This is a genomic window from Ruegeria sp. CL3 (assembly GCF_056536505.1).
The window spans coordinates 32,371-46,911 of record NZ_JBQFPT010000002.1 but is presented as its reverse complement, the minus strand read 5'-3'; the positions used below and the strand labels follow the sequence as shown (position 1 = coordinate 46,911).

The window sequence follows — 14,541 nt, the reverse complement described above, 5'->3', positions numbered from 1 at the left end:
GACCCACGGTGTGAGGACCAATGGCTGATTTCTTTAACACACCGGGCGGCATCGCCCTGATCGTCCTGGCGCAGGTGCTTGCCGTTGTGGCCTTTGTGATGATCTCGCTGTTGTTCCTTGTCTATGGTGACCGCAAGATCTGGGCGGCTGTTCAGATGCGCCGGGGCCCCAATGTGGTGGGCGCTTACGGTCTGTTGCAAACGGTGGCCGACGCGCTGAAATATGTGGTCAAAGAGGTCGTCATCCCAGCAGGCGCGGACCGCACCGTTTTCATCCTTGCTCCGCTGACCTCTTTCGTGCTGGCAATGATTGCTTGGGCCGTGATCCCATTCAACGACGGCTGGGTGCTGTCAGATCTGAACGTGGCGATCCTCTATGTCTTCGCCGTATCCTCTTTGGAGGTTTATGGCGTGATTATGGGCGGTTGGGCGTCGAACTCAAAGTACCCGTTCCTCGGCTCGTTGCGGTCTGCAGCGCAGATGATATCTTACGAAGTCTCAATCGGCCTGATCATCATCGGCGTGATTATCTCGACGGGTTCGATGAACTTTGGCGACATCGTCCGCGCACAGGATGGCTCGTTTGGCTTCTTCAGTTGGTACTGGCTGCCGCACTTCCCGATGGTGTTCCTGTTCTTCATCTCGGCTCTGGCGGAAACCAACCGACCCCCGTTCGACCTGCCCGAGGCGGAATCGGAACTGGTCGCAGGCTATCAGGTCGAATACTCGGCCACGCCTTTCCTGCTGTTCATGGCGGGCGAATACATCGCCATCTTCTTGATGTGCGCCCTGACCACGCTGCTGTTCTTCGGCGGCTGGCTGTCGCCGATCCCTGGCCTGCCTGACGGTGTGCTATGGATGGTCGCGAAGATGGCTTTCTTCTTCTTCCTCTTCGCGATGGTTAAGGCGATCACACCGCGCTACCGCTATGACCAGCTGATGCGGCTGGGCTGGAAAGTGTTCCTGCCGTTCTCGCTGGCCTGGGTGGTGTTTGTAGCCTTTGCGGCAAAATTCGAATGGTTCTGGGGCGCATTCGCGCGTTGGAGCGTAGGAGGCTGATATGACCCAAATCGACTACACCCGCGCTGCCAAATATTTTCTTCTGCAAGACTTCTGGGTCGGCATGAAACTGGGGCTGAAGTATTTCTTCGCCCCCAAGGCTACCGTGAACTACCCGCACGAAAAGGGCCCTCTGTCCCCGCGCTTTCGCGGAGAACACGCCCTGCGCCGTTATCCAAACGGCGAGGAACGCTGCATCGCCTGCAAACTGTGCGAGGCGATCTGCCCGGCTCAGGCGATCACGATCGACGCCGAACCGCGCGAAGACGGCAGCCGCCGTACCACGCGTTATGACATCGACATGACCAAATGCATCTATTGTGGTTTCTGCCAAGAGGCCTGCCCGGTTGATGCAATTGTCGAAGGCCCGAACTTCGAATTCGCCACGGAGACCCGCGAAGAGCTGTTCTACGACAAAGAAAAACTGCTCGACAACGGTGAACGTTGGGAAGCCGAGATCGCCCGCAATCTGGAAATGGACGCGCCGTACAGATGAGTGACACGCAGACAAACCCGTTTGAGCTGATGATGAAGCAGGCGCAGGACATGGCCAAGGCGATGAACCCGGCGATGGAGAATTTCTCGCCCAAAGGGTTCGAGAACCTATGGCCGACCATGCCCAAAGAGGTCATGGAGATGATGTTCGGCAACACCGTCAACAAGGACGGGCTGGATGCCAAGACGCGTCTACTGCTGACGCTGGCCGGGCTGACCTGTCAGGGCGCTCAGGCGGACTCGGCCGTGCGTCAGACCGTGCGACATGCGCTTGAGGCGGGCGCAAAGAAACAAGAGATCGTGGAAACGATCGGTCAGATGTCGGTCTTTGCTGGCATTCCGGCCATGACCCGTGCGCTGGATCTGGCGCAAGAGGTCATGGGCGACAACGAGGATGAGGATCAATGACCGTCTTTGCCTTCTACCTGTTTGCCATCAGCACCATCACCGGCGGGCTTTTCACGGTGATCAGCCGCCAGCCGGTGCACTCGGTGCTGTGGCTGATCCTGTCCTTCCTGTCCTCGGCGGGGTTGTTCGTGCTGCTGGGGGCGGAGTTTGTGGCGATGCTGTTGATCATCGTCTACGTGGGTGCGGTCGCGGTGCTATTCCTTTTCGTGGTGATGATGCTGGACGTGGACTTTGCCGAGTTGAAGGCCGAGATGGCGCGGTACATGCCGCTGGCCCTGCTGATCGGTTTGGTGATCCTGATGCAGTTCATCATGGCCTTCGGAGCATGGGACAGCGCGCAAGGCGTTGAAGCCAATCTGACGCAACCGGTCCCAACAGACCGCCACAACACCGAAGCGCTCGGCGTTATCCTTTACGATCAATATTTTCTTCTGTTCCAACTTGCGGGTCTGATCCTGCTGGTGGCGATGATCGGCGCCATCGTGCTGACTTTGCGCCACCGTCAGGACATCAAGCGTCAGGACATCGTCGGTCAGATGATGCGCGACCCGGCCAAGGCGATGGAGTTGAAGAATGTGAAACCGGGGCAGGGACTTTAAGAAGATGATCGGACTTGAACACTATCTTACGGTCGCGGCGACGCTGTTCGTCATCGGCATCTTCGGTCTCTTCCTGAACCGCAAGAATGTCATCATCCTACTGATGAGCATCGAGTTGATGCTGCTGGCGGTGAATATCAACCTTGTGGCGTTTTCCAGCTTCCTCGGTGATCTGGTCGGGCAGGTGTTCACGCTGTTCGTGCTGACCGTTGCGGCGGCGGAGGCGGCGATTGGTCTGGCCATTCTGGTCTGCTTCTTCCGCAACCGTGGCACCATCGCGGTTGAAGACGTCAATATGATGAAGGGCTAAGAGAACTATGGAAACCACCATCCTCTTTGCCCCGCTCGTGGGCGCTCTGATCTGCGGGTTCGGCTGGCGGTTCATCGGTGAGAAAGCCGCCATGTGGACCGCAACGGGCCTGTTGTTTCTGGCCTGTCTGCTGTCGTGGATCGTGTTCCTGACTTTCGATGGTCAGACCCAACAGATCGAAATCCTGCGCTGGATCGAGAGCGGTTCGCTTTCAACAAGCTGGGCCATTCGACTGGACCGACTGACCGCGATCATGCTGATCGTGGTGACGACTGTCTCGGCGCTCGTGCACCTATATTCCTTCGGCTACATGGATCACGACCCGCAATGGCGGGAGGGTGAAAGCTATAAGCCGCGCTTCTTTGCCTATCTCTCCTTCTTCACCTTCGCGATGCTGATGCTGGTGACAGCCGACAACCTCGTGCAGATGTTCTTTGGATGGGAGGGCGTGGGCGTCGCCTCGTACCTGCTGATCGGTTTCTATTATCGTAAGTCCAGCGCCAATGCGGCGGCTATGAAGGCGTTTATCGTCAACCGGGTTGGCGATTTTGGCTTTGCGCTGGGGATTTTCGCGATATTCTTCCTGACTGACAGCATCAACTTCTCGGATATCTTTGCTTCGGCCTCTGACCTGTCGGAAATGCAACTCAGCTTCCTTTGGGGTGAGTGGAACGCGGTTGAGCTGATCTGTGTCCTTCTGTTCATCGGCGCGATGGGTAAATCGGCACAGTTGATCCTGCACACATGGTTGCCGGACGCGATGGAAGGCCCGACGCCTGTATCGGCCCTGATCCACGCCGCGACGATGGTAACGGCGGGTGTATTCCTTGTCTGCCGCATGTCGCCGCTGATGGAGTTCGCGCCGGGTGCGACCGGGTTTATCACCTTCCTTGGGGCCTCGACTGCGTTTTTTGCAGCGACCGTGGGGTTGGTTCAGACCGATATCAAGCGCGTCATCGCCTATTCAACCTGTTCACAGCTGGGCTACATGTTCGTGGCCGCAGGCGTTGGCATGTATTCGGCGGCGATGTTCCACCTGCTGACGCACGCTTTCTTCAAGGCGCTTTTGTTCCTCGGGGCCGGTTCGGTGATCCATGCGATGCATCACGAGCAAGAAATGACCGAGTACGGCGGGCTGCGGAAGAAAATCCCCTATACGTTCTGGGCAATGATGATCGGAACGCTGGCCATCACGGGTGTTGGTATCCCGCTGACCACCTTCGGCTTTGCCGGGTTCCTGTCAAAGGATGCGATCATTGAAAGCGCCTTTGCGGGCGGCACGGGCTATGCCTTCTGGATGCTGGTTATCGCGGCTGTTTTCACCTCGTTCTACAGCTGGCGTCTGATATTCCTGACCTTCTACGGCACACCGCGCGGTGACAAGCATACGCATGAACACGCCCATGAAAGCCCGAAGGTGATGTTGATCCCTCTGGGTGTTCTGTCGCTGGGCGCGGTTTTTGCAGGGATGGTCTGGTACAGCAACTTCTTTGGTCACACCGACAAGGTGGGCAAGTTCTATGGCATTCCGGTGGCCGAGGCCTCAGCGCATGGTGAAACTCATGACGAGGCGACCCATGCCGAGCATGTCGCCGATGGCACCGCCGAAGAGCATCACGGTGATGATCATGCCGATGCCAATTCGGATGAGGTGCACGGGGATGACCATGCTGATGAGGCACATGGCAAGAAAGACGCCCACGGAGATCATCACTACGTCTTCGCGGGCGAACCGGGTGAGGGCGCTTTGTATATCGCACCGGACAATACGGTGCTGGATGACGCGCATGCCGTCCCGAAATGGGTCAAGGTCTCGCCTTTCGTGGCGATGTTGCTTGGGTTTGTCGTGGCCTACTGGTTCTACATCGTGAACACGTCGCTGCCCGCGCGTCTGGCCGCAAACCAGCGTCCACTGTACCTGTTCCTGCTGAACAAATGGTACTTTGACGAGATCTATGACGCGATCTTTGTCAAACCCACTCTGGCCCTTGGCCGCCTCCTTTGGAAGCGCGGTGATGGCAACACAATTGACGGCTTCCTGAACGGAGTAGCAATGGGCGTTGTTCCCTTCTTCACCCGCCTCGCAGGCAAGGCGCAGACCGGGTACATCTTTACCTACGCCTTCTGGATGGTGCTGGGCATAGCGGCCCTTGTGACCTGGATGTCGATCGGCGGAGGGGCACAGTAATGGACAATATCCTCTCGATCGTGACCTTCATCCCGGCCATTGCTGCAGGCATCTTGGCGCTGTTCCTGCATGGAAATGATGCGGCGGCGCAGCGGAATGCCAAATGGGTGGCTCTGCTTGCGACCACTGTTACCTTCCTTGTGTCGATTGGCATCTACACGGGCTTTGATCCTTCGAACACCAGCTTCCAGATGGTCGAAGAGGGTGAGTGGCTGATGGGCCTGAAATACAAGATGGGCGTGGATGGCATCAGCGTGCTGTTCGTATTGCTGACCACCTTCATCATGCCGCTGACCATTCTGGCCAGCTGGAATGTGACCGAAAGGGTCAAGGAATACATGATCGCCTTCCTTCTGCTGGAAACGCTGATGCTGGGCGTGTTCATGGCGCTGGATCTGGTGCTGTTCTACCTGTTTTTCGAGGCAGGCCTGATCCCGATGTTCCTGATCATCGGCATCTGGGGTGGCGCGAACCGGATTTACGCGAGCTTCAAGTTCTTCCTCTATACCTTCCTCGGCTCGGTTTTGATGCTGGTGGCGATGGTTGCAATGTATGCCGATGCGGGCACGACGGATATCGAGGCGTTGATGACCCATCAGTTCTCGTCCGAAAGCTTTAGCGTGTTGGGCATCTACGTCGTCGGCGGGATGCAGACGCTAATGTTCCTGGCATTCTTTGCATCCTTCGCGGTGAAAATGCCGATGTGGCCGGTGCATACCTGGTTGCCGGACGCGCACGTGCAGGCCCCGACGGCGGGTTCGGTCGTGCTGGCGGCGATCCTGTTGAAAATGGGCGGCTATGGTTTCCTACGCTTCAGCCTGCCGATGTTCCCGGTTGGCTCGGCGGTGATGACCGATCTGGTGCTGTGGATGTCAGCCATCGCTGTTGTCTACACCTCGCTCGTGGCGCTGGTGCAGGAGGATATGAAGAAGCTGATCGCATACTCCTCGGTCGCGCATATGGGCTTTGTGACTATGGGGATTTTCGCGGCGAACCAGCAGGGCATTGATGGCGCGATTTTCCAGATGCTCAGCCACGGGTTCATCTCGGCGGCTTTGTTCCTGTGCGTCGGCGTAATCTACGACCGGATGCACACCCGTGATATCGACGCGTACGGAGGTCTGGTCATTCGGATGCCCGCCTATGCGCTTGTCTTCATGCTGTTCACCATGGCCAATGTCGGCTTGCCGGGCACCTCAGGGTTCATCGGTGAATTCCTCACCCTGATGGGCGCGTTCCAGGTCAACACCTGGGTAACGGCCGTGGCCGCGACCGGAGTGATCTTCTCGGCCGGGTACGCGCTTTGGCTCTACCGTCGGGTCGTGTTCGGCGATCTGATCAAGGAAAGCCTCAAGGCGATGACCGACATGAGTTCGCGTGAGCGGCTGATCTTTGCGCCGCTCATCGTGATGACCATCCTGCTGGGCGTCTATCCGTCGTTGGTGACCGATGTGATTGGGAATTCGACGGCTGCACTGATTTCGAACTATGACACGGCTCTGGCCGCGGCTGAGGCTGCGACCCAGACGGCCGCTTCGCATTAAGGGAGCTTTGGAGACATGATCCAAGCTGATCTGACGATAATCCTGCCAGAGATTGTTCTGGCCGTATATGCGATGGCTGCTCTGATCGGGGCCGTTTATACAAAGAAGGACGAGCTGGCCCCGGCATTGGTCTGGTCCACGGCAGGTCTAATGGCGCTTCTGGCGATTTGGATCTCAAGCAACGGTGACGGGACCAACGTAGCTTTCAATGGAATGTTCGTGGATGACGGCTTTGCGCGGTTTTCCAAGGTTGCCATCTTACTTTCCGCCGCTGCCGTTCTGGTCATGAGCCAGGACTACATGGCCCGCCGCAACCTGCTGCGGTTTGAGTACCCTGTGCTGGTCGCATTGGCTGCAGTCGGGATGATGATGATGGTCAGCGCGGGCGATCTGATGTCGCTTTACATGGGGTTGGAGCTTCAATCCTTGTCGCTCTATGTCGTGGCGGCGCTGCGCCGGGACAGTGCGAAATCCACAGAAGCGGGTCTGAAGTATTTCGTTCTAGGTGCGCTTAGCTCTGGCCTGCTGCTCTATGGCGCGTCGTTGGTTTACGGGTTCACCGGCACCACGCTGTTCTCGGGCATCATTGCCATCGTGCAGGCGGGAGACGTCTCGATCGGTCTGCTCTTTGGTCTGATATTCCTGATCTCGGGTCTGGCCTTCAAGGTTTCGGCCGTGCCCTTCCACATGTGGACCCCGGATGTGTACGAAGGGTCTCCGACCCCGATCACAGCCTTCTTTGCGACCGCTCCGAAAGTGGCTGCGATGGCGTTGTTTGCTCGGCTTTTGCACGATGCGTTTGGAGGCATCGTTAAGGATTGGCAGCAGGTGATCGTGTTGCTGTCGGTTCTGTCCATGCTGCTCGGCGCGGTTGCCGCCATTGGCCAGCGTGACATCAAACGTCTGATGGCGTTTTCCTCGATCGCCCATATGGGCTATGCGCTGATCGGCCTGGCCGCAGGAACCGAGCTGGGCGTGAAAGCCATGCTGATGTATCTGGCGATCTATGTGACGATGAATATTGGCACTTTCGCCTTCATCCTGATGATGGAGCGGGACGGCAAACCGGTCACCGACATCGACGCGTTGCGCCAGTATTCCAAGCGCGATCCGGGCAAGGCTCTGGCCGTTCTGATCCTGATGTTCAGCCTGGCGGGTGTGCCGCCAATGCTTGGCTTCTTTGCCAAGTTCGGGGTCTGGCAGGCGGGTGTCAGCGCGGGTCTGACCGGGTTGGTGATCGTGTCGGCAATCGCCTCGGTCATCGGTGCATTCTACTATCTGCGGATCGTCTTCTACATGTATTTCGGCGCCGAGAACGAAGAGCCCATCGAAACTCGCTCAAACCCTGTATTGTGGGTGGCCTTGATGGGATCGGCAGCTTTGATGCTGATCGGTGTGTTCTACCAGTTTGGTGTCGAGGGTGCAGCAGCAGCTGCCGCAGCCACGCTTGTCAATTGATGAAAGCCGCCAACACGATGCAACTGCGCAACCCCGCAAGTGGGCCATACTGACATGAGCAACTGGCCCGATGGGTACGGCCTGCACATTTTGCAAGAGGTGGACAGTACGCTGAACGAAGCCGCGCGTCTTGCACCCGCGGCTCAAGGCCCCGTGTGGATCATGGCACATCACCAGACCGCAGCGCGCGGTAGGCGAGGGCGGGCTTGGGCCAATCCCAAGGGCAATCTGGCCTCGACCCTATTGATGCGCCCTCAGGGTGATCCGGAGAGTGCGGCTCTGCGCAGCTTCGTCGCGGCCTTGGCCTTGTTCGATGCCTGTGTGGCCGTGACGGGCAGGGCGTCAGGTTTGTCGCTGAAATGGCCTAATGATGTGTTGCTGAACGGCGGCAAGCTTGCGGGTATTCTGCTGGAGAGCACCGGGCAGGGGCGCGGAGTGTCGCATCTGTCGATCGGGATCGGTGTCAATCTGACCGAAGCGCCCGGCGCGGATGCCGTTGAGCCGGGTGCCGTTCGACCGGTCTCCCTGCTGTCGGAGACCGGTGCGAATGTTACGCCTGAGGATTTTCTGACCGAACTTGCCATCGCCTATGCCGGCTATGAAAAACAGTTTGTCACTTACGGTTTTGAACCGATCCGCACCGCATGGTTGGCCCGCGCAGCGCGGCTGGGAGAGGTCATTACCGCCCGTACCGCCACGTCGGAAACGGTTGGTACCTTCGAAACGGTAGACGTGGGGGGCAACCTTGTCCTAAACACCGCCAAAGGCCGTGTGAGCATTCCTGCGGCGGACGTGTTTTTCTGAAGGGGGCTCAGATGCTTCTGGCCATCGACTGCGGCAATACAAATACCGTTTTCTCGATCTGGGATGGTGAGAGTTTCCTGTGTACCCTGCGTACCTCGACCCATCATTCGCGTACGGCGGATGCCTATTTCACCTGGTATTCCACGCTGGTGAAACACTACGGGATTGAGGCTGACATTACGGACGTGATCATCGCCTCGACCGTGCCGCGCGTGGTGTTCAACCTGCGCATCTTTGCAGATCGTTTTTTTGGCTGCCGTCCGCTGGTTGTGGGCAAACCGGATTGCCTTTTGCCTGTCGCCCCACGCATTGACGAAGGCACGGTGCCGGGGCCTGATCGCCTCGCCAATGCAGTGGGGGCCTTTGACCGTCATGGCGGAGACGTTGTGGTTGTCGATTTCGGAACCGCGACCAACTTTGACGTTGTCGCCTCAGATGGGGCCTATGTTGGTGGCATCATCGCGCCGGGCGTAAACCTGAGCCTTGAGGCCCTGCACCAAGGGGCCGCTGCTCTGCCACATATCGACATAACCCGCCCGGACAAGGTGATTGGTACGAATACGGTTGGCTGTATCCAATCGGGCGTGTATTGGGGCTATTCCGGTCTGATTGAGGGGCTGATCGCCCGCATCAAGACCGAATACGGAATGCCGATGAAAGTCGTTGGAACCGGAGGGCTCGCACCCTTGTTCGATCAGGCCGACGTGGGGTTCGACGCAATCGAAGATGATCTGACGATGCACGGGCTGACCGTGATCCATCGCTATAACAAGGAAAATGGCTCGACATGAGCAGCGAAAGACTGATCTACCTGCCGCTGGGCGGGGCCGGTGAAATCGGCATGAATGCCTATGTGTATGGCTACGGCGCGCCGGGCCAGGAACGTCTGATCCTCGTTGATCTGGGTGTGACCTTCCCTGACATGGACACCACGCCGGGTGTGGACCTGATCCATGCCGATATCTCATGGCTACAGGAACGCGCTGACCGGCTGGAGGCGGTTTTTGTTACCCACGCGCACGAAGACCACGTGGGCGCCGTGGCGCATTGCTACGAAGCGCTGGGGGCACCGATCTATGCGCGCGCTTTCACCGCCAATATCGCCCGTCGGAAGATGGAAGAACACGGCCACCCTGAAGATGCTGTGCTCACTGCCTCGGCTTGGCCCGAGCAGGTCTCGGCCGGGCCTTTCACCGTTGGTTTCCTGCCGGTTTCGCACTCGATCCCCGAAAGCGCCGCACTGGTGATCGACACGCCCGAAGGCCGGATCGTGCATTCGGGGGACTTCAAACTGGACACAAACCCGGTTGTGGGCGAACCGTTTGATCCCGATCTCTGGGCCGATGTCGCCAAATCCGGCGTGAAGGCCCTAGTCTGTGACAGCACAAATGTGTTCTCAAGCCACCCCGGACGCTCAGAGTCCGAGGTCGGTCCTGAGATCACCAAGCTGGTTGAAAGTGCCGAGGGTATGGTTGTGGCGACTACATTCGCCTCGAACGTCGCGCGGGTGAAGACCTTGGCCGAGGCTGGCCAGCGGGCCGGGCGTTCGGTCGTGCTGTTGGGCCGGGCCATGCGTCGGATGATCGAGGCCGCAACGGAAACCGGCATCCTGTCGGATTTCCCCAAAGTGATCAGCGCCGAAGAGGCCGTAGAGCTTCCGCGTCAGAACCTGATGCTGATTGTAACCGGTAGCCAGGGCGAACGCCGCGCCGCTAGCGCGCAGCTGGCCCGTGGCAAATACCGCGGCATCGAGTTGAAAGAGGGCGACCTGTTCCTGTTCTCCTCAAAAACCATTCCCGGCAACGAGCGCGGCGTGATTTTCATCATCAACCAGCTCAGCGAAAAGGGCGTGGATGTGGTGGATGACAGCTCGGGCCTCTACCACGTGTCGGGCCATGCTAACCGACCGGATCTAGAGAAGGTGCATGGGGTGATCGACCCACAGATGGTGATCCCGATGCATGGCGAACATCGCCACCTGCGCGAACATGCCAAACTGGCTGAGGCTGGCGGACGCACGGGTATTCTGGCCGTCAACGGCACCATGCTGGACCTGACCGGCAATGCGCCGAAGGTTGTCGACTATGTGGAAACCGGGCGGACCTATCTGGATGGCACGGTAAAGGTCGGGGCGCTGGACGGGGTTGTACGCGACCGTATCCGCATGGCGCTGAACGGCCACGTGACTGTGACCGTCATTCTGGATGAAGAGGACGAGCCTCTGGGTGAGCCATGGTGCGATACGATGGGCCTACCGGAGATCGGAACCTCTCGCGCGGCACTGGTTGAGGTGCTTGAGGAAGACCTGAACCAGTTCCTGATGCGGGCCGAGGCCAAGACCCTGCGCGACGATGACAAGCTGGAAGAGGCCATGCGCCGGATCGTGCGTCAGACGGCCAAGGCAGAGATCGGTAAAAAGCCCGAAGTCACGGTTGTGATCAGCCGCATGAAATAAGGTTGGGGTCAGTCAACCTCGGGCATGGGGTAACCCCTGAGCCTTTGGAACAGGCTGGCCTCATCATTGTTTAGAAAAAACGGAACAGAGGTTGGCGGTGTCGGGTCGGTGACCCGGGCTGTGATCTCGGCCAGCACGACCTCGGTGATGAAGGGAAGGTCGAAGTCTCGAACCTCGTCCAGTTTGACCCATTGCAGGTGCGACAGCTCATCCGAGGCGCGGCTGAAATCGTCCAGATCGCCGTGAATCGCCTGTGCATCGACCAGAAAGAACCGCGCATCAAACCGTCTGGGCCGACCCGGAGGGGTAACCGCGCGGAACACGAACTGCAGCGCCTCGGCCGAGGGTTTGAAGCCCAAAGCCGCAAAGCTGGTCCAATCGGTCGGAGCATCGCCCTCCCATTCACCGGGTTGGCCAAGGACCATCCCGGTTTCCTCCCACAATTCTCGAATCGCTGCGACGGCAAGCGCCTGCTGCAGGTCAGCCTCGGCATGCTCGGCCAAGCGATCATAGCAGAGTTGGGGCAGCGGGGCGGCCAGTGGGATGCTCGCATCCTCGGGGTCGACCGCGCCGCCGGGAAACACGAATTTGTTCGGCATGAACGCCGCTTTGGCCCCGCGTTGCCCCATCAGGATCGAAGGCGCGGTGTAACGGTCCCGCAATACGATGACCGTGGCGGCGTTGCGGATGGCGGTCTTGTCGACGGTCACGCGGCTTTCTCGAACCCATGCATGCGCCGAGCCCATTGATAAGCCACGACAGCCCCTTTCAGGCGGGGCAGCAGGAACAGCGACAGCGCTATGCAGCCGATGGAAAATCCGATGGCCATGGTCCACGGATCCGGACGCCAATGTACGTATGAGACGTGCAGAGCAGGGGCCAGCAGGTGCCCGACCAACAGAATCGTCAGATAGGCGGGGCCGTCATCTGCGCGGTGGTGAAACAGCTCTTGCCCGCAATTTGCGCAGCTGTCGTTGACCTTCAGGTAGCTGTGCAACAGCTTGCCTTCACCACATTTCGGGCATTTGCAACGAAAGCCTTTGACCAAAGCAGGCCATGTTTCACGCTCTTCTTCGACTGCGGGGGTGATCGTTTGATCCATGTTAATCTAACTCGCGCATCTATCTTTGGCGGATAATGGGCCTGTTTGCCGCAATAGAAAAGGGGGGTGCGTCGCTTTGCATCGCCCGATCCGGGCAAGCGTTCGTGACCTGCTGATCCTTCGCTAAACTTTTTTCGACGGAAACTCGCTGGCGCCGCGTTTGAATGGATATGAGCAGCGGCAATCAGGTCGCGCCAATATGGGGAAACCGATATGAAGAACTCGAAATTCATCCCGGCCATCGTTCTGTCGGCAGTGGCGATCACAGGTACATCGGCACTGGCAGCAGGCCCAAAGGATCGTGAGCCTGTCTCGTTTCAGGAGCTGGACGCCAATGCGGATGGTCAGATCACGAAAGAAGAGATGCAGGCCCATCGGGCGCAGCGCTTCACAAAGGCGGATGCTGATGGCGATGGACAGTTGAGCCTCGAGGAGATGCAGGCCGCAGCCCAGCAGAAGGCCAATGATCGCGTGACCAAGATGTTCGAAAAGCATGACGCGAATGGCGATGGGGTTCTCAGCACCGATGAGTTGCCCAAACCGCGCCGGGCTGACAAGATGTTTGATCGGATCGACGCGGATAGCAGCGGCGGTATCTCGGAACAGGAATTTGCCGATGCAAAAGACAAGATGGGCAAGCATCACAAGAAGCGCCAGAAATCGGACGCTGACGATAGCTGATGCAGGATGGAGGATCTGACCTCCCACCCTCAAGACGTTCGCGGTGCGGTGTGCACCGCGGACGACCTTGGCGACGATAGGTTGCTGAGGATGTTTGCCGATGGCGATGCCAGGGCGGCGCGGATCCTGACGGACCGGCTGGGCCCGCTTTGCTACTCGGTCTCTCTGCGCATGCTGGGGAATCGGGCCGAGGCCGAGGATGTGACACAGGATGCCATGATGCGGCTGTGGCAGATGGCACCCAAATGGGTGCCGGGCTCGGCCAAAGTGTCAACCTGGCTCTATCGCGTGACGCTGAACTTGTGTCTGGACCGCAAGCGCAAAAAGACGCCTGAGCAGCTCTCCGAGGAGGCTGAGCCGCCCGACAACGCGGCCAGCGTGGTTGAGAAAATGCAGGATACGGCGCGCCATGACGCGTTGCAGGTCGCGCTTATGCAACTGCCCGACCGACAGCGACAAGCCGTCGTTTTGAGGCATATTGAGGAACTGTCCAACCCCGAGATTGCCGGGGTCATGGGCCTATCGGTAGAAGCGGTTGAGAGCTTGACCGCGCGTGGAAAGCGGGCTTTGTCGGCCATATTGGCCGGACGGCGGGAAGAACTGGGGTATGACGATGGCTGATGACGACATGGAACTGGAAAACCTGTTTGCTCAGGCGCGCAATGACCGACCCGAGTTGCCGGATTATCTTGCCGTGCGTATCCAGACAGACGCTGAGACCACTCGGCTAAGGAGGTTGGCGAAACACACGCGCCCTGAACGGTCCCTGTGGTCGCGCCTTCTGGACAATATAGGTGGATGGCAGGGCTTTAGCGGCTTGGCCGCTGCCAGCGTCACTGGGATTTTCATTGGGTTTTTTGCGCCTGCCGTTCTGCCGGATACGGTCGGCCTGTTCGGTGCAACGGATGGCAGCGTTCTGGCAACTGACCTTGGATTTGACACCAGTTTTCTGGAGAGTACGGAATGAGCACTGATCCAAAACCGAAACGTCGTTGGATGCCGATCGTTCTGACCCTCTCTCTGGCGATCAACCTGTTGGTCATAGGGGTCGCGGTCGGCAGCGTATTGCGGCTGAAGAATAGCGATCACGCCAAGGCACCGCCGGGCTTTGGGCCCGCATTGTACCGGGCCTTGCCGAAAGAGGACCGCAAATCCCTGAGGGGAGAGCTATCCGGCCTGCACGGCCAAGGGGCCAAGGGGCGATCGAGGGACTTCATGGTTGTGACCGAGGCGTTGCGGGCTGTTCCATTTGATCCCGAAACTGTCACGCTATTGCTGCAGCAGCAGGCGCAAGCGACCGCGGACTTGCAGGCCGCGCTGCAAGAAAAATGGTTGGTTCTGGTCACGCAGATGAGCGACGAGGAGCGTCAGACCTATGCGACCCGTCTGGAAGAAGTCGTCAAACGCGGTCCGCGCGGTCACAAGAAAAAGCACTGAAG

The 14,541-nt window shown here is 58.7% G+C and carries 17 protein-coding genes; 15 read left to right on the top strand and 2 right to left on the bottom strand.

Features of this window, described 5'->3' with window-relative positions:
- The first annotated feature begins 20 nt into the window (after positions 1-20).
- The 11 genes from nuoH to ACR0NO_RS02480 are packed head-to-tail and all read left to right on the top strand — an operon-like array spanning position 21 to position 11,319.
- Positions 21-1,058 (top strand): NADH-quinone oxidoreductase subunit NuoH, encoded by a 1,038-nt coding sequence (gene nuoH, locus ACR0NO_RS02530; protein ID WP_209250261.1) that lies wholly within the window; start codon positions 21-23, stop codon positions 1,056-1,058.
- A 1-nt stretch (position 1,059) separates the two neighbouring features.
- The gene (gene nuoI / locus ACR0NO_RS02525) at positions 1,060-1,554 is read left to right on the top strand and encodes an NADH-quinone oxidoreductase subunit NuoI (protein WP_039524264.1); all 495 of its coding nucleotides are present in this window, start codon (positions 1,060-1,062) and stop codon (positions 1,552-1,554) included.
- Positions 1,551-1,961, top strand: coding sequence for a carboxymuconolactone decarboxylase family protein (locus ACR0NO_RS02520; protein WP_480722873.1), 411 nt, complete (start codon positions 1,551-1,553; stop codon positions 1,959-1,961). The genes nuoI and ACR0NO_RS02520 overlap by 4 nt, the downstream gene beginning before the upstream one ends.
- Positions 1,958-2,560, top strand: coding sequence for an NADH-quinone oxidoreductase subunit J (locus tag ACR0NO_RS02515; RefSeq protein WP_480722872.1), 603 nt, complete (start codon positions 1,958-1,960; stop codon positions 2,558-2,560). Before ACR0NO_RS02520 ends, ACR0NO_RS02515 begins: the two co-directional genes overlap by 4 nt.
- 4 nt (positions 2,561-2,564) lie before the next feature.
- Entirely contained in the window at positions 2,565-2,870 is a 306-nt protein-coding gene (nuoK, locus tag ACR0NO_RS02510; protein WP_005984024.1) for an NADH-quinone oxidoreductase subunit NuoK, read from the top strand.
- A gap of 7 nt (positions 2,871-2,877) precedes the next feature.
- Complete coding sequence (gene nuoL / locus ACR0NO_RS02505; RefSeq protein ID WP_480722871.1) at positions 2,878-5,058, top strand: NADH-quinone oxidoreductase subunit L; 2,181 nt, start codon at positions 2,878-2,880, stop codon at positions 5,056-5,058.
- Complete coding sequence (locus ACR0NO_RS02500; RefSeq protein WP_480722870.1) at positions 5,058-6,602, top strand: NADH-quinone oxidoreductase subunit M; 1,545 nt, start codon at positions 5,058-5,060, stop codon at positions 6,600-6,602. The genes nuoL and ACR0NO_RS02500 overlap by 1 nt, the downstream gene beginning before the upstream one ends.
- A 15-nt stretch (positions 6,603-6,617) precedes the next feature.
- On the top strand, positions 6,618-8,060 hold the full coding sequence (nuoN, locus tag ACR0NO_RS02495) for an NADH-quinone oxidoreductase subunit NuoN (RefSeq protein ID WP_480722869.1): 1,443 nt from the start codon (positions 6,618-6,620) through the stop codon (positions 8,058-8,060).
- 54 nt (positions 8,061-8,114) lie between these two features.
- Positions 8,115-8,864 carry a biotin--[acetyl-CoA-carboxylase] ligase gene (locus ACR0NO_RS02490; RefSeq protein WP_480722868.1) on the top strand — a complete coding sequence of 250 codons (750 nt, stop codon included), beginning with the start codon at positions 8,115-8,117 and terminating at the stop codon, positions 8,862-8,864.
- 11 nt (positions 8,865-8,875) lie between these two features.
- Positions 8,876-9,655: a type III pantothenate kinase gene (locus ACR0NO_RS02485; RefSeq protein ID WP_170467865.1), complete on the top strand. Its 780-nt coding sequence runs from the start codon at positions 8,876-8,878 to the stop codon at positions 9,653-9,655.
- Positions 9,652-11,319, top strand: coding sequence for a ribonuclease J (locus ACR0NO_RS02480; protein ID WP_480722867.1), 1,668 nt, complete (start codon positions 9,652-9,654; stop codon positions 11,317-11,319). Before ACR0NO_RS02485 ends, ACR0NO_RS02480 begins: the two co-directional genes overlap by 4 nt.
- An 8-nt stretch (positions 11,320-11,327) precedes the next feature.
- On the opposite strand, the gene ACR0NO_RS02475 is transcribed toward ACR0NO_RS02480, so the two are convergent.
- Together ACR0NO_RS02475 and ACR0NO_RS02470 are read right to left on the bottom strand one after the other, a co-directional pair.
- The gene (locus ACR0NO_RS02475) at positions 11,328-12,029 is read right to left on the bottom strand and encodes an NUDIX hydrolase (protein ID WP_480722866.1); all 702 of its coding nucleotides are present in this window, start codon (positions 12,027-12,029) and stop codon (positions 11,328-11,330) included.
- Complete coding sequence (locus tag ACR0NO_RS02470; RefSeq protein WP_480722865.1) at positions 12,026-12,421, bottom strand: DUF983 domain-containing protein; 396 nt, start codon at positions 12,419-12,421, stop codon at positions 12,026-12,028. Before ACR0NO_RS02470 ends, ACR0NO_RS02475 begins: the two co-directional genes overlap by 4 nt.
- A gap of 213 nt (positions 12,422-12,634) precedes the next feature.
- On the opposite strand from ACR0NO_RS02470, the gene ACR0NO_RS02465 reads away from it, so the two are divergent.
- The 4 genes from ACR0NO_RS02465 to ACR0NO_RS02450 are packed head-to-tail and all read left to right on the top strand — an operon-like array spanning position 12,635 to position 14,539.
- Positions 12,635-13,102 carry an EF-hand domain-containing protein gene (locus tag ACR0NO_RS02465; RefSeq protein WP_480722864.1) on the top strand — a complete coding sequence of 156 codons (468 nt, stop codon included), beginning with the start codon at positions 12,635-12,637 and terminating at the stop codon, positions 13,100-13,102.
- Positions 13,103-13,108: 6 nt separating this feature from the next.
- Positions 13,109-13,723 carry an RNA polymerase sigma factor gene (locus ACR0NO_RS02460; protein ID WP_480722863.1) on the top strand — a complete coding sequence of 205 codons (615 nt, stop codon included), beginning with the start codon at positions 13,109-13,111 and terminating at the stop codon, positions 13,721-13,723.
- Positions 13,716-14,069, top strand: coding sequence for a hypothetical protein (locus ACR0NO_RS02455; RefSeq protein ID WP_480722862.1), 354 nt, complete (start codon positions 13,716-13,718; stop codon positions 14,067-14,069). Before ACR0NO_RS02460 ends, ACR0NO_RS02455 begins: the two co-directional genes overlap by 8 nt.
- The gene (locus tag ACR0NO_RS02450; RefSeq protein ID WP_480722861.1) at positions 14,066-14,539 is read left to right on the top strand and encodes a periplasmic heavy metal sensor; all 474 of its coding nucleotides are present in this window, start codon (positions 14,066-14,068) and stop codon (positions 14,537-14,539) included. Before ACR0NO_RS02455 ends, ACR0NO_RS02450 begins: the two co-directional genes overlap by 4 nt.
- Positions 14,540-14,541: the final 2 nt, after the last annotated feature.

What these genes read in the sequence shown, in the direction of transcription:
- ACR0NO_RS02460 (WP_480722863.1), top strand. Translation starts at nt 13,109, where the DNA reads ATGGAGGATCTGACCTCCCACCCTCAAGACGTTCGCGGTGCGGTGTGC.
- ACR0NO_RS02480 (WP_480722867.1), top strand. Translation starts at nt 9,652, where the DNA reads ATGAGCAGCGAAAGACTGATCTACCTGCCGCTGGGCGGGGCCGGTGAA.
- nuoL (WP_480722871.1), top strand. Translation starts at nt 2,878, where the DNA reads ATGGAAACCACCATCCTCTTTGCCCCGCTCGTGGGCGCTCTGATCTGC.
- ACR0NO_RS02500 (WP_480722870.1), top strand. Translation starts at nt 5,058, where the DNA reads ATGGACAATATCCTCTCGATCGTGACCTTCATCCCGGCCATTGCTGCA.
- ACR0NO_RS02520 (WP_480722873.1), top strand. Translation starts at nt 1,551, where the DNA reads ATGAGTGACACGCAGACAAACCCGTTTGAGCTGATGATGAAGCAGGCG.
- ACR0NO_RS02515 (WP_480722872.1), top strand. Translation starts at nt 1,958, where the DNA reads ATGACCGTCTTTGCCTTCTACCTGTTTGCCATCAGCACCATCACCGGC.
- ACR0NO_RS02490 (WP_480722868.1), top strand. Translation starts at nt 8,115, where the DNA reads ATGAGCAACTGGCCCGATGGGTACGGCCTGCACATTTTGCAAGAGGTG.
- ACR0NO_RS02470 (WP_480722865.1), bottom strand. Translation starts at nt 12,421, where the DNA reads ATGGATCAAACGATCACCCCCGCAGTCGAAGAAGAGCGTGAAACATGG.
- nuoH (WP_209250261.1), top strand. Translation starts at nt 21, where the DNA reads ATGGCTGATTTCTTTAACACACCGGGCGGCATCGCCCTGATCGTCCTG.
- ACR0NO_RS02485 (WP_170467865.1), top strand. Translation starts at nt 8,876, where the DNA reads ATGCTTCTGGCCATCGACTGCGGCAATACAAATACCGTTTTCTCGATC.
- ACR0NO_RS02450 (WP_480722861.1), top strand. Translation starts at nt 14,066, where the DNA reads ATGAGCACTGATCCAAAACCGAAACGTCGTTGGATGCCGATCGTTCTG.
- nuoN (WP_480722869.1), top strand. Translation starts at nt 6,618, where the DNA reads ATGATCCAAGCTGATCTGACGATAATCCTGCCAGAGATTGTTCTGGCC.
- ACR0NO_RS02455 (WP_480722862.1), top strand. Translation starts at nt 13,716, where the DNA reads ATGGCTGATGACGACATGGAACTGGAAAACCTGTTTGCTCAGGCGCGC.
- nuoK (WP_005984024.1), top strand. Translation starts at nt 2,565, where the DNA reads ATGATCGGACTTGAACACTATCTTACGGTCGCGGCGACGCTGTTCGTC.
- nuoI (WP_039524264.1), top strand. Translation starts at nt 1,060, where the DNA reads ATGACCCAAATCGACTACACCCGCGCTGCCAAATATTTTCTTCTGCAA.
- ACR0NO_RS02465 (WP_480722864.1), top strand. Translation starts at nt 12,635, where the DNA reads ATGAAGAACTCGAAATTCATCCCGGCCATCGTTCTGTCGGCAGTGGCG.